The organism is Campylobacterota bacterium (assembly GCA_020633995.1).
In the GTDB taxonomy this organism is placed as follows: Bacteria; Babelota; Babeliae; order Babelales; family RVW-14; genus JACKCO01.
Genome location: JACKCO010000005.1, coordinates 53,740 through 74,916 on the forward strand (window position 1 = coordinate 53,740; position 21,177 = coordinate 74,916).

15 protein-coding genes are annotated in these 21,177 nt (G+C 41.0%); 9 read left to right on the forward strand and 6 right to left on the reverse strand.

Annotated features, from left to right (window positions below):
- Positions 1–16: 16 nt before the first annotated feature.
- The gene (locus H6679_05555) at positions 17–241 is read left to right on the forward strand and encodes a hypothetical protein (GenBank protein MCB9493710.1); all 225 of its coding nucleotides are present in this window, start codon (positions 17–19) and stop codon (positions 239–241) included.
- On the opposite strand, the gene H6679_05560 is transcribed toward H6679_05555, so the two are convergent.
- From H6679_05560 to H6679_05570, 3 genes are all read right to left on the reverse strand, one after another.
- Positions 231–2,852, reverse strand: coding sequence for a hypothetical protein (locus tag H6679_05560; protein MCB9493711.1), 2,622 nt, complete (start codon positions 2,850–2,852; stop codon positions 231–233). The genes H6679_05555 and H6679_05560 overlap by 11 nt on opposite strands.
- A 157-nt stretch (positions 2,853–3,009) precedes the next feature.
- Positions 3,010–4,407: a hypothetical protein gene (locus H6679_05565; GenBank protein ID MCB9493712.1), complete on the reverse strand. Its 1,398-nt coding sequence runs from the start codon at positions 4,405–4,407 to the stop codon at positions 3,010–3,012.
- A gap of 15 nt (positions 4,408–4,422) precedes the next feature.
- On the reverse strand, positions 4,423–5,661 hold the full coding sequence (locus H6679_05570) for a hypothetical protein (protein MCB9493713.1): 1,239 nt from the start codon (positions 5,659–5,661) through the stop codon (positions 4,423–4,425).
- Positions 5,662–6,076: 415 nt separating this feature from the next.
- Between H6679_05570 and typA the strand changes: the two genes are divergently transcribed.
- The gene (gene typA / locus H6679_05575) at positions 6,077–7,888 is read left to right on the forward strand and encodes a translational GTPase TypA (GenBank protein ID MCB9493714.1); all 1,812 of its coding nucleotides are present in this window, start codon (positions 6,077–6,079) and stop codon (positions 7,886–7,888) included.
- Positions 7,889–8,251: 363 nt separating this feature from the next.
- Here typA and H6679_05580 read toward each other — a convergent pair whose 3' ends face one another.
- Both H6679_05580 and H6679_05585 read right to left on the reverse strand, forming a co-directional pair.
- Positions 8,252–8,536 carry a GIY-YIG nuclease family protein gene (locus H6679_05580; GenBank protein MCB9493715.1) on the reverse strand — a complete coding sequence of 95 codons (285 nt, stop codon included), beginning with the start codon at positions 8,534–8,536 and terminating at the stop codon, positions 8,252–8,254.
- A 142-nt stretch (positions 8,537–8,678) separates the two neighbouring features.
- Complete coding sequence (locus tag H6679_05585) at positions 8,679–10,322, reverse strand: hypothetical protein (protein ID MCB9493716.1); 1,644 nt, start codon at positions 10,320–10,322, stop codon at positions 8,679–8,681.
- Between the two features lie 145 nt (positions 10,323–10,467).
- On the opposite strand from H6679_05585, the gene H6679_05590 reads away from it, so the two are divergent.
- From H6679_05590 to H6679_05600, 3 genes are read left to right on the forward strand one after another with little or no spacing between them, the layout of a single operon-like run.
- Positions 10,468–10,980, forward strand: a complete 513-nt coding sequence (locus tag H6679_05590; GenBank protein ID MCB9493717.1) for a DUF721 domain-containing protein — start codon at positions 10,468–10,470, stop codon at positions 10,978–10,980.
- Positions 10,981–11,035: 55 nt separating this feature from the next.
- Positions 11,036–12,685 (forward strand): tetratricopeptide repeat protein, encoded by a 1,650-nt coding sequence (locus H6679_05595; GenBank protein ID MCB9493718.1) that lies wholly within the window; start codon positions 11,036–11,038, stop codon positions 12,683–12,685.
- Positions 12,686–12,688: 3 nt separating this feature from the next.
- Entirely contained in the window at positions 12,689–13,801 is a 1,113-nt protein-coding gene (locus H6679_05600) for a UDP-N-acetylglucosamine--N-acetylmuramyl-(pentapeptide) pyrophosphoryl-undecaprenol N-acetylglucosamine transferase (GenBank protein ID MCB9493719.1), read from the forward strand.
- On the opposite strand, the gene H6679_05605 is transcribed toward H6679_05600, so the two are convergent.
- Entirely contained in the window at positions 13,761–14,891 is a 1,131-nt protein-coding gene (locus H6679_05605) for a M48 family metalloprotease (protein ID MCB9493720.1), read from the reverse strand. The genes H6679_05600 and H6679_05605 overlap by 41 nt on opposite strands.
- Before the next feature lie 213 nt (positions 14,892–15,104).
- Here H6679_05605 and lgt point away from each other — a divergent pair, with 213 nt between their 5' ends.
- From lgt to H6679_05625, 4 genes are read left to right on the forward strand one after another with little or no spacing between them, the layout of a single operon-like run.
- Complete coding sequence (gene lgt / locus H6679_05610; GenBank protein MCB9493721.1) at positions 15,105–15,923, forward strand: prolipoprotein diacylglyceryl transferase; 819 nt, start codon at positions 15,105–15,107, stop codon at positions 15,921–15,923.
- A 12-nt stretch (positions 15,924–15,935) separates the two neighbouring features.
- Positions 15,936–17,723, forward strand: coding sequence for a DNA primase (locus H6679_05615; GenBank protein ID MCB9493722.1), 1,788 nt, complete (start codon positions 15,936–15,938; stop codon positions 17,721–17,723).
- A complete protein-coding gene (rpoD, locus tag H6679_05620) occupies positions 17,720–19,984 on the forward strand; it encodes an RNA polymerase sigma factor RpoD (GenBank protein MCB9493723.1) in 2,265 nt (754 codons plus the stop codon). The genes H6679_05615 and rpoD overlap by 4 nt, the downstream gene beginning before the upstream one ends.
- A gap of 20 nt (positions 19,985–20,004) precedes the next feature.
- Entirely contained in the window at positions 20,005–21,132 is a 1,128-nt protein-coding gene (locus H6679_05625; protein ID MCB9493724.1) for a glycosyltransferase, read from the forward strand.
- Positions 21,133–21,177: the final 45 nt, after the last annotated feature.

Here is a 21,177-nt window from a genome sequence, read left to right on the forward strand (position 1 = left end):
CCTCAACAAACTCAATATGTTATTTTCAGCTGCGTTAAGACAAGTTCCAAGTAAAACAGTCATTAAACAGGATGAAAAAACAATCTTTCTGATAAATCTACCACTCACACTCAACTCCCCTATATTACTTGATTCACTCATTGTCTTGGTCAGTGTAGAAAAAAGAAAGGTTACAAGACAAGAAAAAACAGGGGCAGCAGGTTTTTTTAAAACCTACTGCCCCAAACAAGTTATTTTTTAAAACGGAGGTAGCGTAAGGCAAATATGCGATCAGGAAAAAAGAGCTCACTTTTAAGTTTCTTTTGCTCAGCTGCCAGTTTTTTAAGATTTCCCATAATGAGCCCGATCGTCTCCTTCATATCAATAACTTCCTGTGCTAACCGGTTAATTTTAAGAAGTTTTTCTTGGTTATCTGTATGCAAACTTGTAAATTGCATAGCCATAGAAAATTGAGGATCCATTTTACAAGCTTGAGTGAACTTAGCAATAGTTGCGTTATTTTCAGCAATTTTCTTGCCTAAACGATCTTTTTGTTCAGTATATTTTTTGATTTTTTGCGTGATTTCATCGCGTAGCCATCCATTCCAAGCAGCATCCCTGGCATCTTTACACTTTTTCAACTCAGCTTCTGCTATTGTCTTAAATTCTTCTGCCGCCACACTTTGCACAGCAGACTTTATACTTTCATAGCTATATAAACTAATAGCTGGCTTATTCGTCAAGAAGGGTTTTGAAATATCTGTAGATCTCAAAACTTTATGTGAAGCTTTTGCAGAAGTGCTTCCAACAGATGCAGAACCAGTCACTCCGGCCCTTCTGCCAGCCAAAGCAGCTGCAACTCCAACTCCCTCAGCGTCATCATACCCAGGAACATCCTTTAAACAAACACGAGCTATGGTATCAAAAAAACCTTTTGCTATTGAAATGTAGTACGCCCTTTCTCTATCTCCAAAAGCAAAAACCATATGAGGTTTCAATGATATTTCTTCTGAATATAAACATTTCTCATCTAGTACATATTCAAATAAAATTCTTGCTACATCTGCCTTAACAAATTGATCATTGTTTATAAACTCATCACCACACAATAAGAGCAATAGAGCATTTTGAATTCTATCGCTTGGATCTGCAAAATATTGCAACTGAAAACTTTGAGAAAGCTTATTTTTATAATTTTGCGCAGATGATAATAATGTAGGTAAAAAATAATTCCGCTGGGCAAAATTCCCCTGAATATCAAGAACCTTTCTGACAACAGATTTTTTTAAATCATCATGATCTGCTTGAGAATGAAATATTTTGAAATATTTTTTATTAATTATAAGCTCAGCTAAGACTATCAGCGTTAAGGGTCCACAGTAATCTAAGACATGTGATGCTTGTTCAAAGGCAAAAACTTTTGAAAAGAAGTTGATAAATTCTTCGGTAGAGGTATCATTTGCAACTATTTTATCAGTAATTTCTTTATATCCACTCTTTCTAAGATCCATTAGCCCCTTTTTATAGGCATTTTCATGCACATCATAATCTTTGATTAAAGGCCGCATGCACCCCTTTATAATATTCTCAATTACCTCCTTAAGTTTTTTATGCTGATGTTTGTAATGTTTATCTAATGCTTCCATCAACTGAATAAAATTATCGGTCTGAATTGTTTTATCCTGTTTCGCTTTGGTTTCCGCTATTTTGTCTACATACGTTACCGTATAATTTATCGTTTTATTGGGAACAACATAAATCAAAAACTCATCTCGTTCTGTCTGATGTGTTTGATCTGACTTAAGATATCCATAATCCTTATTCCTATCATCAATTTCCTTTTTAATAAGGTCAGGAACTTTAACTTTCAAAGCATCTTCTGGACTATGCTCCAATAAATATTGGTATGCATAAAAATGGTATGCTTTAAAATCTTTTAAAATATCAGGGTCCAAAACACTAAAATCTTTTTTATCCGGCTTGTAGGTTTGTAGTATTTCAAACGCAGAATCAATACTCTTCCAACCATGTCCACCATTCAATGATGCAGCTTGCAACCTTGCCTGCTTCAAACGTAGTGCACTTAAAACATCTTCTGTTTTGTAAGGACGCTCTTCTGGGGGATTATTTTTATACCGAACCCCTAACCACTCAAGAATCTTTTTGTCCGTTATGCCCAACTGTTTTCCTAATTTTTGCAGCCACGCAGTTACCTCTGCATCTGTTTTAGGCTTAGGGGGGGTCACTCCAGGCATATCAACACCACCAGAAGCCTTGTACAATAACTGCATCATTTTTAGCTTCATACTTGCAAGCAGCGCAAAAACTCCCTCTACTTCTTTTACTTTTGGTCCAGGTGCCTTCTTTGCTGACTCTGGAGCCGTTGTCGTTGGCTCTACTTCTTTTTTCTTTTCCTTCAGCTCATCAAACAAAGTACCCCCGCTGCCCGTGCCCGTCGGTCTTGTCCACTTTTTTCCCGTCCCTGGTTTAGGTTTCGGTCCTGCTGATGCCCCCGTCCCAGCTGCACCTGTACCATCGCCAAAAAAGGTGCCAAACCCAGACGCTCTGGCACCTTTTTTTGTTTCTTTTAAGTTTTCTTGAGCCGCTTCAAATAAGTCCGTAGGATCTTCATCAAACAATTCGCTTAAATATTTTTTGCTTATTATATCTTTTATATCCTGCTCACTAGCGATACCTGCTAAATCAGATCTCAGCCTCCCCACCTCATCGCTCACCGTAAAATGTTTGTCTGCTGCAGCAACATAGGCATTAATAAGTTTTTCTTTTTGCTCAAGAGTTAGCCCCAAAACAGGGCTGACAGAACTCAACAACACCACCGCTAAAAACAGTATCCTATTCAAGCTACGTTTCATCACTACTCCACAATCAAAAAAATTATTGTCCTCTTTAAATAAAATCAGGATTAGACTACAAAAATAGCACGATTAAAAACAAGATATTAAACATAAAACAGGCGTGGTTGCTGTAACCACGCCCGAAAAAAATACTGTACTTAGAATTTATGTATACCTACTTGCCACTCACGACCTTAAGCAGGTTAACCAATTTGAGTTTGACCACGTTAAGCAGTGCTTGCACACTATCAAGAGCTGGTGCGGTTGTGCCTGCGCCTTTGCCTGGTGGAGGGGACGTTGTCTTGGCGCCGGCTCCTGCGGCTATTCTTTTCTTTAGTTCTTCCATAAAACCAGCAGAGGGCTTATCATCTTTTTTTCCTGATCCAGTAGCAGGTTTCTTTGGTTGCGCAGCTTTACCTTTTTTAGCATCTTCAAAAACAGCTTTTATTTCTTCTGTTGTTACAATATCTGCATCTGAATATTTCTTTTTTACTCCTGCAACAAATGCATCCCAGTCGTCTGGCTTATCTGCAAAAATATCTTTACTCTCGAGTAGCTTTTTAAGCGCATCTTGGTGATACTCCTGTACTTCCTTCTGTTTGTAGGTTTGCAGAACATTAACGGCAAATCGATCATTACCGACTATCAACCCTGGAGTTGCTAGATCAGCAAACGTGCTCCCTTTTTCACCAGGTAGTTTCAAAAGGTTAGCTAAAACAGTGAAAAAATCATTTGTGCTTGAGGCCTTAAATTTATTAACAAAACTTTCTTTCTCGTTGACAATATTTTTCACATTGGCATCAGCATATGCATCCCATATTTTCTCTAAACTACGCTTCACATCAATATCAATTTTTTGCTCATTGTTTCCAATAGTTTCAATGTACAAGCGTATAAAAATATTTTTATGATAAAGTTGGAAGTTCTTTGGCATACTTCCAAAATCATCTTTATACAAGAAATCATTAAACATTGCCGTCACGTCACTTTGCTGAATTTGATCTGCCCCTTTTTTCGCACTATCTCGCAACTTTCCTATTCTTAAAGCTTCAGCTGCTATTTTGGGATCTACCGCACCTGCATCACTAGGCCCGCCTGTCTTTTTCTGGGCCTCAGCAGCAACATTTGGCCCACTACGTGTGCCTGTAGTCTTAGGTTTGCTCCCACCTGAAGGCGGCCCAGACGGACTACCCGTTGATGGATTCTTTTTCTCTTCAATAACTGCTTCTGCGGTTTTTTGATCTACTCCTGATCCTGTAATTGTTGCTTCAACCGTTGCATCAGTTTTAGGACTAGACTTGTCACTTTCTTTAAGATCTTTAAGTGCAGCTAAGATTTTATTCCGCTTTTCTGTATCAGTAACTACCTTAACACATGCGGATCTATATGGCAGAATTACTTTTTCCCACTCTTGAGCTCGTTTTTTTTCTGCTGCAGACATACCCGCTGCAGGTGGCGGTGGCGGCGTTGGTGGTGGGGGCGGCGCTGTAGCAGCATGCAGCAGCGCACTACCTACAAGCAAAATCCCAAAGACTGGCAAGACGTATTTTTTAGTATTTTTTATAATTTTCATACAAATCTCCAAAACTTACGCTTTACCTGCGTCCCAGTTTTCTTTGTGTTTTTTAAGATATGTGATGGCAATATAATTTGTTACTACAGTTTTTTGGTTAGCGTCAACGCCACCGTTTCTCTCAATAAGCTCGGTCACAACTGTTTTTAGTCGACCTTCATTTTTATTTCCAGCGCTCGGCTCCAGATAAAGCTTTTTAACAGCATTGTAAAACAATCCGAATTTACCAGTCTTCTTTTCCTGTTTAATATATGAGTCTTTAAAGTTATCCTCACTACTAAAAAACTTTTTCGCATCATCAACCGTGCTGATTTGGGTAATATGTCCTTGTGTGCCACCCTCTTTTATGTCATCTCCTTTTTGATCAGCAAATTTTTGGTTTGCTTGCAGCATACGTAGAAGCGCCTTCTTTTGGTAGGCATTACATTTCCTACCTAAAAAATCTTCCAACCATGTAAATGCTTCATCAATAGATTCTGTCTGGGAGAGCTTTGCTTTTTGGTTACGAGCTTTTTTGCCCTTTTCCATCATCGGAAAGTCCTGCTCTAATAAATCTGCGAACGAACCTTCATATTCTTTTTGAACAACGAGTTTCTGCGCTGCATCAGCTATTCCCTCCATTCTGTCTAAATAACGATTGATTAATTCGCGAATTTCATCTATTTTCATATCTTCTGAGATTTTTTGCCCCTCTGTATCTTCAGATCTACTCTTATAATTAGATTCTTTACCTTTATCAAAAAAATCAAATCTAATCTGACTAATAATTTTAAATAAAATTTTGTGGCGATAATTATTCTCATGGTCAGGGTCGGGATCGGCCTTCTCTTTTCCCGGATGCCTCAATTCACTCCAAATATCGGCGATTTCTCTACATTTCTCAGAAGCTGTTGGTTTTTGTAAATCGTTCAGAACATCACCCTTTTCAATAGAATTTTTACTTTTTGGATTCCAGTAAACAACAAGAGCACTCATAAGCAGATCTCTAAATTCGTCACCAAAGCTCACATCATACTTATCAGAAAGAGTGAGCGCATGATACAAAACATCTATAGCCTCGTCAGGGGTAAGATCATGGTACAATGTTTCACTTCCAGTTTTTTTCATACGATTTTTTTCTGCTTTTTCTCGTAAAAACGCTAGCGCCTTAAGATCACTTTCAAGCTCAGGCTCAGCAGCAGTTGGTGGCTGAACACCTGATACTAAATATGACAAATATACAATGCGCATTTTAACGGCATTAAGCATATCCATAACCGAACTAGCCTGGGCAACCTGACTGTGACAAAAAAGCAATACTCCCCAAACCAAAACCTTGCAGTGTGACCTATTCATAATAAGACTCCCTTACATTTTTGCGCTCAAAGATTTACGTACCAAAAACTCTAGTCTGAGCCAGTTTAGGAAACTATTCACATAGAAATCAATAGAGTTGAAAAAGATGAATAGAAGAAGTGATAGATCCCGGCTCGGAGGCCGGGATGACGAGCGTTTGGGCCGGGATGCCCCCAGGGATCAAGCTCATTACCAAACTAGAGGGCACCCAGCGTGGCAACAAGGGTTTGATTGTCACATTGAAACATTTGCACAAGCATGATAAACTAAAACTGTTCTTTTTGTTTTTTTTGAAAGTTGATCCACTCTCCTATACATTATTGGGGTTTTTCATATGAGTTTTAAACAAAGACTTGATGTACGAAATATCGCTATTATTGCCCACGTTGACCATGGTAAAACAACGTTGGTTGACCAAATGCTCAAGCAGTCTGGCACGCTCGAAGTCAGCAGCGAGCAAGACCGCGTCATGGACACCGGGGATATTGAAAAAGAGCGCGGCATTACCATTTTGGCAAAAAACACTGCCATCAAACTGCCAGAGGCTACCATCAACATTGTCGACACCCCAGGTCACATGGACTTTGGTGGTGAAGTTGAGCGTACCCTGCAGATGGTTGAAGGCTTTTTGTTGCTGGTTGATGCTGCTGAAGGAACACTGCCCGGTACACGCTTTGTACTGCAAAAAGCACTCCAACTCAACCTCAAGCCAATCGTTTTGATTAACAAAATTGATCGAAAAGATGCTGATGTTGCCCGCACTGAAGAACTCGTGCACGACCTTTTTCTTGACCTTGCAACACAAGAAGAACAACTTGATTTCCCAATTCTTTACGGCTCAGGGCGCAGCGGCTACGTAAGCACTGACCCGAACGCGCGTGAAGGCGACTTTACACCGCTTTTTGAAACTATTTTAAAACAGGTTCCCGTACCAACCGCTGAGCACGACCACCTACGCATGCTGGTTACCAACCTTGACTACTCAGACTTTTTGGGTCGTATAGCAGTTGGCCGTATTTTTAGCGGTACACTTAACACCGGCAAACAAATCATTTCATGCCGTGATGAAGACGTTAGTGCACCATTTAAAATTCTTAAACTGCAAAAGTTTGAAGGCATCAAACGCCTGGATGCGGATGAGGCTACCTTCGGTGACATCGTCACCATCGCTGGTGCCCCTGATGATCTGCCAATTGGCTCAACACTGTGTGATGTTGACCATCCAATGCCAATTCCGTATGTCAGTATTGATGAACCAACCTTGTCCATTTACTTTTCGGTTAACAACTCACCATTTGCCGGGCAAGAAGGTAAGCAGCTTACATCACGCCAAATTAAAGATCGCCTTGAAAAAGAACTGCGCACAAACTTGGCGTTGCGTGTTGAACAAACTGACTCACCAGACACCTTTAAAGTCTCTGGCCGCGGTCAGCTGCACTTGGGCATTTTGATTGAAAATATGCGTCGTGAAGACTTTGAATTGCAACTTTCTGCCCCAGAAGTTATTTACAAAGATATCGACGGCCAAAAGTGTGAGCCATACGAACTTTTGATCATCGATGTTGACGAAGCCCACCAAGGTGTGATCATGGAAAACCTAGGCAAGCGTAAAGGGCTGCTGGAAAATATGATCCACCACGGACAAGGCAAAGTTCGTCTCGAGTTCAAAATACCTGCACGTGGCTTGATTGGTTTTCGTAGCCAATTTTTGACCGACACTCGTGGCACAGGAATGCTCAGTCACCAATTTTTGGGCTACCAACCATATGCGGGGCCAATCCCACGCCGTACGAAAGGTTCACTCATTTCACTTGAGCGTGGAACCACAACCCCCTATGCTTTGGACAGCTTGCAAGACCGCGGTGTTATGCTGATTGAGCCTGGCACCGAAGTGTATCAAGGCATGATTATTGGCGAACATAGCCGAGACAACGACCTTGATGTTAACCCAATCAAACAAAAGAAACTAACGAACATGCGTGCGTCAGGCTCTGACGACGCGGTCAAGCTTGCACCTCCACGTAAAATGACACTGGAGTCAGCACTTGATTGGATCAACGACGATGAGTTGATTGAAGTTACGCCAAACTCGCTCAGACTGCGTAAGCGCTTCTTGCTTCCTCATGAGCGTAAACGTTCTAAGTAAGGAAAATATCAAGTTCTGGATCCCCGATCAGAGTCGGGGATGACCAACTTTTAGTTTTAAACTACTCAGGTCCCCACTTTCGTGGGGACCTTTTTTATGCTCGTACTATAAGGTACATACATTTGTCTGGATTCCCGCCTTCGCGGGAACGACCAGTACAATAGATGCCCGCCAATCAAAAAATCAGTAAGTCTTGTAGAAAAATTCTATGACAATCGAGTGTATCCTTCAAGAATTTTCTGTTTACATTAATAAATACCTACTGTGTGGTAAAAAAAGAAATTCTATCTGGTAAAGCGTCTATAACAAATCTCGTCGTTCCCGCGAAGGCGGGAATCCAGAACTCGTCCTTCTTCCATCCGCTTAAATTCCTGTAACAAAAAGATCATCCCATGATGGGTTGATGGATTCTATAAGCCTAAGCTTCCAAACACGATTCCACTTTTTTAAACGCTTCTCATAGAGAATTGCTTCCCTACTCGTCTGAAAAAGTTTTACATACACAAGGCGAGAAACATTATATTTTTGAGTAAACCCGCTCACGCTCTTTACTTTGTGCTGCGCAACCCTTTTGGATAAATCATTAGTAACCCCAATGTAAAGCGTACCATTTTTTTGACTTGCTAAAATATAGGTATAGTAAGGCATATCCCCCCCATAATGAAAAAACATTTATCTGGATTCCCGCCTTCGCGGGAACGACGAGTGTATGCACAAGCAAGTCGATAAATTCGAAACTTTTAATACCCTAATAATCTGACAAGTAACGTAATAACAAGCAGGACCTTTTTTATGCTCGTTTGCCCTGCGCATTTCTATGCATGCCGTACAGACACGCAACATTGAGTAGAAAACCAACGCTCAATGAAGCGAGCAACGTCAACGGCGCACCATACTGTTCAAACAGTAGACCTGCAACTAAAAAAGCTACAGCGGTTGAAAGCATGGCAGGAAATGCAAACATCATCTGCGTCTTAACCAAGTCCCAGTGATATGAGCCGGCACTCAGCGCAGACATCAACATAACATCGGCCACTGGGCTCATATGGTTACCCACAAGCGCCCCTGAAACAATTGAGGCTAAAACCAACGGTAAAAATGAAAGATCTGTAAGCGCAAATGGCGGCACTAAATTCAGCAATGAACCAAACATCGGCAGTACCAGCGGGACTAACATACCAATTGTGCCCCAAGCAGAAGCCATCAGGCTCGACATTCCCACTGCTACCAAAAAGAACAGCACAGGCATATAAGCAACCGTCATCGAACCGCTCATCATTGACGCAATGTATGAACCGGTCTGGAGCTCGCGTGAAAGCATACCACTCAGGGTCCACATCAATAGCAATGTTGCAATTGATGAACCCATTACATCAATACCTTCTTTAATAAGTAAAAAGGTATCTGAAAGCGCAAGTTTTGACCGTGCTGTTGAAAAAGCAAAACTAGTTAGCACGGCACACAACCCGCCAAAGAAAAAGGCTGCATAAATATTGGCCTGTTTAAGTGCACCAAAAATATCATTATCACCACCAGCAGCCCAATGATTACCAAATAACAAAATCAGTCCAAAAACACTTGTAATCAAAACCGCAAGACCAACAATAAAATCGGCTAGACTGCACTGCGCTTTTTTTGCCTCAGACAATACCTGTACTCGCTCACTAACTGGCGTCTTGCCACCAAAAAGATTTTCACCTTTTTGAGCAATTTTTTCATGGTGAGCTATCACGCCAAACGACCAACCAGCCCAAACCATTATTGCAAGCGTTGCAATCGTTATAAGTGAATAAAGCTGATAGGGGATCATGCTCAAAAACATGCTAAACGGATCTGCAACCAGCAGTGTATGGTGTGTTTGCTGCATGCTAATACCTGAGTTGCGCAACTGACCAACAATTTCAACAACCCAACTTGAAACCGGTACAATAACAGCAAGCGGTGCGGCAATTGCATTGATCAAAAAGCCGAGTTTTACACGAGGCACCTTAAAACGGTCAGTCAACGAACGCATAACTGAGCCTACCGTTAAAATATTGAAATAGTCATCAATGAAAAAAACAAGCGCCATGCCAATGGTTGCACCTTCTACCTGGGCCTTTGTCTTAAGCCGTTTACTCATCAGCGTTGCATAGGCATAGGCACCGCCTGAATGTTGGATGATTGCCATCAATATGCCCAGCAAAAAGAGAAAAAGCATGATGAACAGGTTAGACCCTGCCCAGAAACTTTGCCAACTGACGAGCAAACCCAGTTCGCTCACCTCGAAAATACGCTTACAAGAAGTTGTAACTGCCAAAACAAGGTCAAAGTCATGCAAAACTAACCCTGCTGAAAAAATGCCAAACATCAACGCAAAGCGTATACGTCCCGTCAATGAAGCAAGAGCAATAACAATACACGGTGGAAGTAACACGTGCCAACTATTAACCACAACAAAATCCTCTCTAATTGATTATTTTTTTATTAATACTTTACATGTAACGCTATGAGACGCTAATTTCACGTCATTCCACTTTACCCAATTATTTTACTGTTTACAAAAAAAAGTGGGATAGTAAGCTTTTGATCCGTAAGAAATGAGTTTTTACTTTACCCGGAGCAACTCAATTAGAAATGCCCAAGAACTCCTAACATCAGTCATAGACGAACGGCATGCATGGAAAACAACCCTGCTTGCCGATTGGCCAACAATTATAGGCAGCATGAGCAAACGCGTTCATATAGAAAAAATTGATGGACGCGTGTTGGTTTTGGGTGTTTATCACCCAACCTGGGCACAAGAACTGTCAATGATTGCCCCCATGCTTAAAGACAAAATCAATAAGCATCTTCAAGCTGAACGCATACAAAAGATAATGTTTTCGTACGTCACCCCCCCCAAGCCCGCTCAAGAGAGCAACAAAACGAGCACCAAAGGCAAATCGCCAAAAACAACTGCGCCCTTGTTTAAACAATTAAACTGGCAAGAACAGCAAGCTCTTTGCTTCGTGCATGATGATGAGTTAAAATCATCATTAGAGCAGTTTTATCTTCGTATCCAAGCTCATAGACAGGGGGAGCGGGACAGTGAACAGGAAAACTCTTCATAACCTACTTTTTTATGCATGCATCATCATAATATCTTTACACAGCACTTGTGCGGCAATGCAACACCAGCACCAGGCGCCAGCGCCCACAACTCAGGGCATGGGATTTATGCCAACATCAAGTGCAGACCAAGACACCATTGACCAACAAGTACCCGAAATACAAAAAGAACAGGAGTCGGGCATCACGCTCATTGAGGATTCAAAACAAGATAAATCTCACGATTATTACCTATATTTTAAGGGTATGTATCAACACGTTAAGGGTAAACTTGGCGGATCACTCAAAACATTTCAGGAACTTTTACTCAAGTCACCGTCGCCCTATATTTACATTGGTCTATTTCCCATTTTGTTTGACAGCGGGCAATGGCAAAAAATTGTACAGTTTTACACACAAAAACAAACAGAACTCACCAAGCTTTTTGATGACAATCTTGAGCTTGCGCTGATTGTGTCACAATCGCTGCTTAATCTTGGTCGAGATGATCAGGCAGAAAATCTCCTCGCAAATCTAACCGACAAACACCCTGACGACGAGCGAGTCGCTTATTTTGTCGCACTTTCAAAAATCAAACGTAACGAGTTTGACCAAGCAATCACTTTTCTTGATCAATGCCTGGCTAAAAAATCACTCAAAAACCAACACTTTCTTTTTTATTTCCTGAAATCCAAGGTTTATTTACAGCAAAAAAAATTACCACAAGCACTCGAAGAGGTTGAAAAAAGCTTAAAAGTCTTACCTAAACACGATCGACGCATGCTCCTTAAGGCCGTTTTACTTGAGCAGCTGGGCCGCGTTAACGAGGCAATCAAATGCTACAAAACCTTTGTTGACGTGGTTGGCAATGATTCAGCCGTCGAGCAACAGCTTGTTCTTTTGCTCTTTTCGCAAAAGCGCTTTAAAGAAGCTGCTAAACATATGAAAAAAATTAGTAGTTCCCACCCAACCTACTTTTTTGACTTGGCCCTGCTTGAATTCAAAGCAAAAAACTATAGTCAGGCACTTGAACACCTCAACACAGCACTTGAAAAAATACCAAGTTTCACCCGGGCCAAACTACTCAAAGTTGAAATTTTGATCGAGCAGAAAAAATTTACCGATGCATTACAGTTTTTAAAAGACTGGATCGCACAAAGTCCGCATGACCACACAGCGCTCCATACACTGGTACTTTTGCAAAAAGCACAAGTAGACGGCGAGCAAATCATTGCAACGCTTGAAGACATTTGCAAAACAGCCACATGCCTGACCATGCATGCAACACTTGCACAGCTTTATTTTCAACACGGCCGCTACCTGCAAGCACGCGAGCTTTATCAAAAGCTGCTCCCCAACATTCGTAACAATTCAATCAAAGCACAAATGCTCTTTCAAGTTGGTTACTGTTACTACCTCGAGAGTAATTTTGCCGAGTCTGAAAAAACACTTGAAAAAGCGCTCTCACACCAACCAGTCTACCCTGAGACATATAACCTCTTGGCATATGTGTATGCACTTCATGACAAAAAATTAAGCGAATCGCTTTCACTTGTTGGTAAAGCACTTGAAACTAATCCCCATAGTGCATATTATCTTGATACTAAGGGTTACATCTTGCTCAAACAAGGAAATAAAGACGAAGCAGAAAAGCTATTCAAGGAAGCGTTAATGTTTGCTCCTAATGATATGATTATTAAGCAACATTTACTGGAGGCACAGAAGTAGATAATGAAAAAAAAAATATTGTTTGTAGCAGCCGCTCACTCAGGTGGACACCTTGTCCCCGCACTGGTAGCTGCTCGTAGATGGAAAGATAGCAACCATGATGGCCAGGTCGTGCTCCTGACAAGCACAGAACGCCTTGACCGTTTAATTGCCAAGCAACATCCATGGGTTGATCAACATGTCACCCTTGCGTGTGAGCGTTTACATATCTCTCGCTCGTTTACCTGCGTACAACTGCTACAGGTTTTTTTCAGCTGTCTTTTTTATGCGTGGCGCTACAAGCCAGAAAAATTGATTATTACCGGTGGCATCATTGCCCTACCAGTAACCCTTGCATGCTGGGCTATGCGCAGTAGTATTGATTTATACGAGCTTAACGTTATGCCAGGCAAAGCAAACAAGATACTCATGCCTTTTGCCACAACAGTTTTTTATTGCTTTAAACAAACACTTAAGAACTGTTCATTGCTAGGAAAGTCTTTCATAGCAAAATGCACGCTTGTCCCTTATCCGCTGCGTTATTCACAACAAGACCGTATCACCAATAAATATGAATTTTTAGGACACATTAATGATCTACTTTCACAACAATCCTACCCCGAACGATTTAACCATCAACGAAAAACAATCTTTATCCTTGGAGGATCTCAGGGCTCTTTAGGACTGAGTAGCTGCTTCACACATTTTATCAAAAAGTATGCTCATACACTTGGCGATAGCCTACAAGTCATACACCAAACAAATCAAACAAGTACCACAGAGCTTAAACGTCTGTATCACCAACACAAAATTCCCGCCTATGTTTTTTCATATACCAGCAGTATGCCACAACTTTATCAGCTTGCTGATCTTGTCATTTGCCGGGCTGGCGCAGGAACACTCTTTGAATTGGAGTATTTTCAAACACCTGCTTTGATTGTTCCCTTAATCACACGAAATACAAACCACCAACGAGCTAATGCTTATGCAATGGCTAACAACAAGCCAAAACAGTTTGTAGTCCTTGAGCAGAAGGCCATAGAAAAAAAACCTACTATATTAAGTAAAGCAATAATCGAGAAAGTTGGCTTTATGTCTACCCCTGAAAAGACTCGGGGTTTTCCGCTTCCCGCTTAATATTTTCAAGCATTTGGTGTCCAAAGGCAATACGATCTTTCATAGCCGGGTGGGTATGGCTGCCTACTTCAAGAGCGTCATGATAGTTACTCAGAACCATGTCTTTTACCTGCTGAGAAACATTTGCCAGGTGGCCTTGCGCCTCCGGACAAGCCTGGCCTAGCTCATCAATTTTTTGCTGCAAATACTCATACTCTGTTAGAAAGCTATCTCGCTTACCTTCATAATAGAGCTTAACGCGCTCCATTGCATTGATAAAGCCCTGCGGATCTTTAGTAAGCATAATTGCCCCATGATCAGCTTCGCGCTCGTAATGACGTGTCAAAGCAAGCATACAATAGGTAACAAACGCCCCTAATGATATAAAACTAATTTTTTGAATAAAATCTTTATTGGCTTGAATTTTTTCATCAATAGATTTAAAAGTTGGAGAGTGTCCAAAACGAGGCACAACATAATGAGTATAAACTTTTTCAACCCCAAAAAATGCCCCTATACATGCCCCGACAAGCAGTGTTTTGTACGCCAGTGACTTGGGAACATGATTGTAGTTTACGTGAGAAAGCTCATGCCCCAAAATCGCCTTGAGCTCTTGGTCAGAGCATCCATCAACAAGCGCTTTACCTACAACCACAATGGCCTGAGAATGCGAAAGTGAACTTGCAAAAGCATTAAACAATTCTGTATCCCCAGACAAAAAGACCGCTGGCTTGGGAATGCCTGCTTCTTGCACAAGCTCGTCAATCATTGCATGCAAGCACGGTGCTTTTTGCTCTGAGAGTAAAATAAGCCCTTTGGGCTGAGTCAGCGATAAAAAATTACCAAAAAAAAGATTGCTCACCAAACACGCAATGCCCGTATGCCTTTGATAGAAAAACTGGGCCACATCAACCTGCGTTAAAAGGTTTATAATGTGGGGGTCTTCCAGCTCAAACCGCTTTGCGACATCCTGGTCATTTTCAATCAATGATGCAACTTCGTGTGCAACTGTGCCTGGCGCAAAGTTGCTAACCGCCTTTTCATTTCTGGCTTCCGCCGCAGCAAAAAACAAACTAACCAAAACAAACAATGTGTAATTCTTCATTTTCATATGCAACCCAAAAAAATTAAGCCCCTTACTCTAACAGCATGTAACGATAATAATCTCACCTACAGTTGTCAACTTTAATCGTACCATTACGGCAATTTCACCCTTTAGACGCTTATTTTATTTTACTTTGACAAGAGAAACGCAAGTGAACATACTGGATGCCACGTGTTGGTTTGGCAATAAAAAACTACTAAAAAATTGGAGATCGTTACAATGTGTCCAAGACTTTTTCACATTTACGGCCCCGTGTGGGTGCAAAGCTACGGCGTCATGATCGCAATCGGCTTTTTACTCTTCACGTGGTTGACATATCGTCATCAACTCCGCAAGCACATTATCGATGGCCAACTCTACATTAACACCCTTTTTGTAGGACTTATCAGCGGGCTGCTCGGTGGACGCATCACCTATGCTTTGTTGTATTTTGACCCCACAGTTGACCCATGGACAGACTTGCTATTTCCGTGGGAAGGCGGTTTTGTTTTGCACGGTGGCATTATTGGCATCTTGCTCGCAACAACTACGTATCTGCGGTACCACAAAATACCGCCCCTCATCATTTTTGACCTTGCTGCACTTAATGCCCCACTCATGCAATCAATATCACGTGTTGGTTGTTTTCTTGCCGGATGTTGCTATGGCATACAGGCTCCTGAATGGCTAGTGTGGGCTGTCACCTTTACAAGTCCTTATTCACCAGCACCCACCGGCGTTTTACTGCATCCAACTCAGCTCTACTTTAGTTTAAGCTCATTGCTCATTTTCGTTGGCATGCATGTCATCTTATCCACGCGTTCCTGCAAGCCAGGCCAAGGACTTTTTCTATATCTCATGCTTGAAACGTTTGCACGACTTACGCTCGACTACTGGCGAGGTGACCGTGGTGAACTGACAACCATAAGCCTATCACAAACGTTTTCGCTGGCACTTTCGCGCACACAAATTCTCTCACTCGTACTTATGCTTGTTGCGATTATTGGTTTTATCATCGTTACCCGCTCAAACAACAAAACGTATAATTTGTGCAAATAGTCAAAAGGTATTATGTCATTATTCAACTACGTCAAATCGCAACTTTCTATACTCGATGTTATTGGAAAAAGTGTCAGGCTCAAACAAATTGGCAACTACTGGAAAGGCTGCTGTCCCTTCCACAGTGAAAAAGACGCCTCCTTTACGGTAAGCCCTGACCGACAAATTTTTTACTGTTTTGGCTGCCACGCAAGTGGTGATGCCATCGCTTTTGTTGCAAAAACCGAAAACCTTTCCCAACTGGAAGCAGCACAATTTTTAATAGAAGAACATGGCATAACACTGCCCGAATCAATCGATAAAGAGTACAAAAAACAAGCTGCCCAACAAGAAGAAAAAAATAGATACTTCAGCCTTTGTTCACTCATTGCCCAATGGGCTCACAAGCAACTACGCGAGAACAAGGCGCCCTATTCATACGCTACTCAAATACGACGCATCTCAGATCACACCCTTGATACATTTACCATCGGTTATATCCCATCAACACAAGTTGTTTTAAAAAAACTCCTGCCAGAAATCAATCAACATGGGTTTATTTTAAAAGATCTCATAGAGTACGGCTTTGTCGTACAAAAAAAGGCCGATTACTATTCACCATTCCAAGAGCGCATTATCTTTCCCATTAAAGACATCATGGGGCGCGTCTGTGGTTTTGGCGGGCGTGTGTTCTTGGCTGATGATAAACGTGCAAAATATTACAATAGCAAGGAATGCGAAGGCTTTGCCAAAGGCAAAATTCTTTTTGGTCTTGATAGCGCAAAAAAAACAATGCTATCAAAAAAAGCAGCCTTCCTTGTAGAAGGTTATATGGACTGCGTCGCCATGGCCCAATACGGCTGGCAAAATACCGTAGCAACCCTTGGTACTGCGTGCAGCCAGGAACAGCTCAAACTCCTTGCTCGGCAGGCATCTACGGTATATGTCATCTATGACAACGACAAGGCGGGCAAACAAGCCATGTTACGCCTTACCCAGCTTTGCTGGAATGTTAATTTAGAGCTTAAAATAATAACCATTCCTCAAGCAAAAGATCCCGCCGACTTTTTAATGGGAGGAGGAGATCTCACAAAGCTCATTGATGTCGCTCAAGATATTTTCAATTTTTTCATTACTTCTGTTGGCAGCAACTTTCACAACAAAACACTCGATGAAAAACTTGCCCTCAATGAACAAATCATCGACATTGTCATGCATATTGAGGATCCTCTCAAGCAAGATATTCTTATTCAACAAGCCGCAGACATCATGCGAATTCCCTTTGAATCCCTAAAAAACACTTTCAAAAGGAAAATAACAAACAAAAAGCCCCAAATCGCTCTGGTAAAAAACCCCGCTTCGGGTCATTTGGACAATACAGAGCAAGATATCCCGTTGCTAGAAGAAAAAATTTTTTGTGCTATATTGAATAGTATGCTCACAGACCAGCGTTTGACTATAGAGCAGCAGCTTGTACCCTATTTTTCAGCACGGACCCAACGCCTTCTTGAAGCAGTAAACACTGTACAAGAAAGAGTTGTACGTAATAAAGGCTTTTTTTCTTCATTCCTTGAGGAGCTCGTTGAAGAAGATAGACGGTGGATTATCCGTGCAAGCATGAAGCATGACTCGCCTATAACCAAAGAAGTTTTTGAGCAACTTCTTTTACACTTCTGCAAATTTCACTGGAAACAAATTGTCCAACACGTGAAAGAAGAACTTGTAAAGGCAAAAAAGTTAAATAATGTCGACCAAATGCATACGCTCATGAAAAAGTTTAACGAGCTTAAACTTGGCATGCAGCATAGGGGGTTAATATGAAAAAAACAGTCAAAAAAAGTACATCTAAAAAAGCATCTGCTGTAAAAAAGAAACCTGTCAGCAAAAAAGCTCCCACAAAAAAAGTAGCACCAAAAGCAAGCAAAAAAATAATCAAGAAGTCACCCACCAATAAAAAAGTGGTAAAGAAATCTGCAAGCCAAACAACAAAAAAATCAACTACAAAGAAAGTGGTTTCCAAAAAACCAAATTCTAAAGTTGTCGCTAAACCTGTTCCAGCAATAAAAAAGACAAAACCTGAAACCACCAAGACGGTCAAAAAAAACTCTGATGCGGCCTCTGATCGCATTCTGTCACATAAAAAATCACGTACCGCGGCACAAACGAGCAAAATAAAAAGCCTTTTAAAGCAGAAGGTGAGCAAGCCAAAGCCAAAGGGGAAAGCTAAACAGGTTGTACAGACACAAGTTACACTTAAAAGTATAGAGAAACAAATAGAGGCGCTTCTTGAAAAAGGTCACTCTGAAGGTGTTTTAACCTACGAAGAATTGATTATTTTTAGTCAGCGCAATAAAATCAGCGAAGAGGACGCGAACGAACTCTTACGTCTGTTAGAGCGTGAGAACATTGATCTTATCTCACAAGAAGAGCTTGATAGCGCATCTTCTGATTTTGAAACAATCACTGATGATGAATCGGGCACATCGTACAAGCCACTCAAACAAAACATTGAGTCGTCACTTGAAAGTAACGAATTCTCAGGTGACTTAGGCGATGACGATGATCTAGGCGATAAGGAACTTGAAAAAATCAAGTCAATCCTGGAACCAAGCCAACTCAATGACCCTGTAAAGCTTTACCTTAAAGAAATTGGTAAAATTCCTTTGCTTAATAAGGTTACCGAAAAAGTTATCGCCAACAAAATTTATGAAGGTAAAAAAGAGTCTATTGACGCAGTTTCTCGTTTTCCTTTTGTCGCAAAAGATTTAATGAGTTTTGAAGAGCGCATCGAAAAAGATTCCTCTTTCCTAAAAGATATCGTCCAATTCTCAGATTTTGATGAAGATAACTCTCCAAAGTTTGAGGAAGAAAAAAACAAACTCCTCGCATCTGTTCGTACTATCAAAGACCTTACGGCAAACGAAGACAAAATTTACCGCTCATATCGTGGTCAGCTTGATTCTGAGAGCAAGAAACGTGAAATGCTTGCGGCGGTTGAAGAAAACAAAAACAATATTATTAAAACAATCCAATCAATCAAGCTTTCCAATAAACAACTTCGCAAGTTTGGCAAAAAAATTGAAAAATTTGCAAGCAAGATTACCGGTAAAGAAGACGAGGTCAAGGTCTGTCAGGAAAAACTTAAGTTCTATCAAAGCATAGCAGACAAAAAGCCTCAAGACATTGAGCAGATCAACACACTTGAAAGTACCATCAGAAGCAACAACAAGCTTATCAAAAAAACAGAGGGCGAAGCTGGTGTCAGCAAAGAACAAATGACAAAGCTTTACGGCCAGTTTCTTGCCGCACAACAAAAAGATAAGATTGCAAAAGGAGATCTTGCTAAGGCAAACCTGCGTCTTGTGGTCAACATTGCAAAAAAATATATCAACCGCGGACTTCATTTTCTTGACCTGATACAAGAGGGAAATATTGGGCTGCTCAAAGCTGTTGAAAAATTTGAATTTGAACGTGGCTTTAAATTCTCAACATACGCTACCTGGTGGATTAGACAAGCCATCACGCGAGCTATTGCTGATCAATCACGAACAATTCGTGTTCCTGTACATATGGTTGAAACACTGAGCAAAATCAATAAAATCACTCGTACCTACGTACAAGAAAAAGGCCGCGAGCCAACGTATGCTGAGCTTTCTAAAGAGCTCAATCTTGATGAGAAAAAAATTAAGAACATTATCAAGATTTCTAAAGAGCCAGTTTCTCTGGAAACGCCTGTTGGTGATAGTGAAGATACCTATCTCAAAGACTTCATTGAAGATGAAAATGAATACTCACCAGTAGACGCTGTCATTAATGAAGACTTGAAAGAAAAAGTTCGAGAAATACTCAAGTCACTGACACCACGTGAAGAAAAAGTCCTCAAGATGCGTTTTGGCATTGATGTTGCTTCTGAACATACACTCGAAGAGGTCGGGAAAGACTTTTCCGTTACCCGTGAGCGTATCAGACAGATTGAAGTTAAAGCTTTACGCAAGCTACGTCATCCATCACGCAGCAAAAAGCTCCAAAGCTTTTTCAACAAAGATAGTGACAACGGCTCTGGTAACGAAGGTCTTGAATAAAGCAATGGGGAGAAAGGCCGATGCGCATTTTACACATTATTACAAGTCTACGCATTGGTGGGGCTGAGCAGGCTCTTTATAACTATTTAAGTGCAGCACAAAAAAGCGACATGGTTCATCATGTCGCTTTTTTTCATGATGGCCCTCTTAATAAAAAAATACAAAGCCTCGGCATTCAAACAACACATATACGGGGAGTATTACATCGATACGACCCTTTTTTGCTCATACGGCTCATACGTCTGATCAAGATATTTCAGCCCAACGTTATTCATTCATCACTCTGGTCTGCCAACATTATCAGCCGAATAGCAGCAAAAATTCTAGCTATACCACTCATCTGTGACTTACATGGCAAGTGTACTCATGAAGGACGTATGCGAAACATACTTGACCGAGCAACCTGCTCTTTTGCCTGCTCACATGTGGCAGTATCTCAAGAAATAAAAAAGCTATATCAGCGGCATATTATTCCAGCACAATACGCGTCATCACACACGGCGGACACAGTCATCGTCATTAGAAACAGTATTAACGTCGACCAAATACGTCAACAGGCTCACAACAAAGCGCTCAAACGAAGTGACATCGGTCTCGATGAACATGATTACGTCATTGGTTCAATCGGTAGGCTTGAATCAATTAAGTCATACGACGTGCTGCTTAAGGCATTTGCTGCCATCAAACAAATTGCTACTAAACCACTTAAGCTATGCCTTGTTGGGGATGGCTCTGAGCGGAACAATCTTGAAACACTGGCACAGAACCTCAATTTAAAACATCGTGTTTTATTTGTTGGCATGCGCAATGATGCATACCGATTTTATCCACTGTTCGACTGCTTCGCACTGTCTTCGCAAAGCGAGGGTATTTCTATTGCACTTCTCGAGGCACTTGCGTTTGGGCTTCCCATCGTTACAACACATGCCTACAAAACTCATGAAATTATTACACATGGAATAAACGGCATGCTTTGCCCAATAAACAATCTCAGGCTCATTACCAAGCATTTATCAACGCTCTACACAAACGACGACATCAGAAAAACAATGTCAAAAAGAAACTATAGATATGCACAAAAAACATTTAATATTGAAAACATTGTCAAACAGTATCACAAAGCCTTTGAAAAGGTAAGAGAACTATAAAACCAGGCATAGCATTGGAGAAATTATAAAAAAGGTTTGATTTTT

Coding starts and splice junctions, on each gene's coding strand:
- H6679_05555 (MCB9493710.1), top strand. CDS start 17: ATGTTATTTTCAGCTGCGTTAAGACAAGTTCCAAGTAAAACAGTCATT.
- H6679_05560 (MCB9493711.1), bottom strand. CDS start 2,852: ATGAAACGTAGCTTGAATAGGATACTGTTTTTAGCGGTGGTGTTGTTG.
- H6679_05565 (MCB9493712.1), bottom strand. CDS start 4,407: ATGAAAATTATAAAAAATACTAAAAAATACGTCTTGCCAGTCTTTGGG.
- H6679_05570 (MCB9493713.1), bottom strand. CDS start 5,661: ATGGATATGCTTAATGCCGTTAAAATGCGCATTGTATATTTGTCATAT.
- typA (MCB9493714.1), top strand. CDS start 6,077: ATGAGTTTTAAACAAAGACTTGATGTACGAAATATCGCTATTATTGCC.
- H6679_05580 (MCB9493715.1), bottom strand. CDS start 8,536: ATGCCTTACTATACCTATATTTTAGCAAGTCAAAAAAATGGTACGCTT.
- H6679_05590 (MCB9493717.1), top strand. CDS start 10,468: ATGAGTTTTTACTTTACCCGGAGCAACTCAATTAGAAATGCCCAAGAA.
- H6679_05595 (MCB9493718.1), top strand. CDS start 11,036: ATGCAACACCAGCACCAGGCGCCAGCGCCCACAACTCAGGGCATGGGA.
- H6679_05600 (MCB9493719.1), top strand. CDS start 12,689: ATGAAAAAAAAAATATTGTTTGTAGCAGCCGCTCACTCAGGTGGACAC.
- H6679_05605 (MCB9493720.1), bottom strand. CDS start 14,891: ATGAAAATGAAGAATTACACATTGTTTGTTTTGGTTAGTTTGTTTTTT.
- lgt (MCB9493721.1), top strand. CDS start 15,105: ATGTGTCCAAGACTTTTTCACATTTACGGCCCCGTGTGGGTGCAAAGC.
- H6679_05615 (MCB9493722.1), top strand. CDS start 15,936: ATGTCATTATTCAACTACGTCAAATCGCAACTTTCTATACTCGATGTT.
- rpoD (MCB9493723.1), top strand. CDS start 17,720: ATGAAAAAAACAGTCAAAAAAAGTACATCTAAAAAAGCATCTGCTGTA.
- H6679_05625 (MCB9493724.1), top strand. CDS start 20,005: ATGCGCATTTTACACATTATTACAAGTCTACGCATTGGTGGGGCTGAG.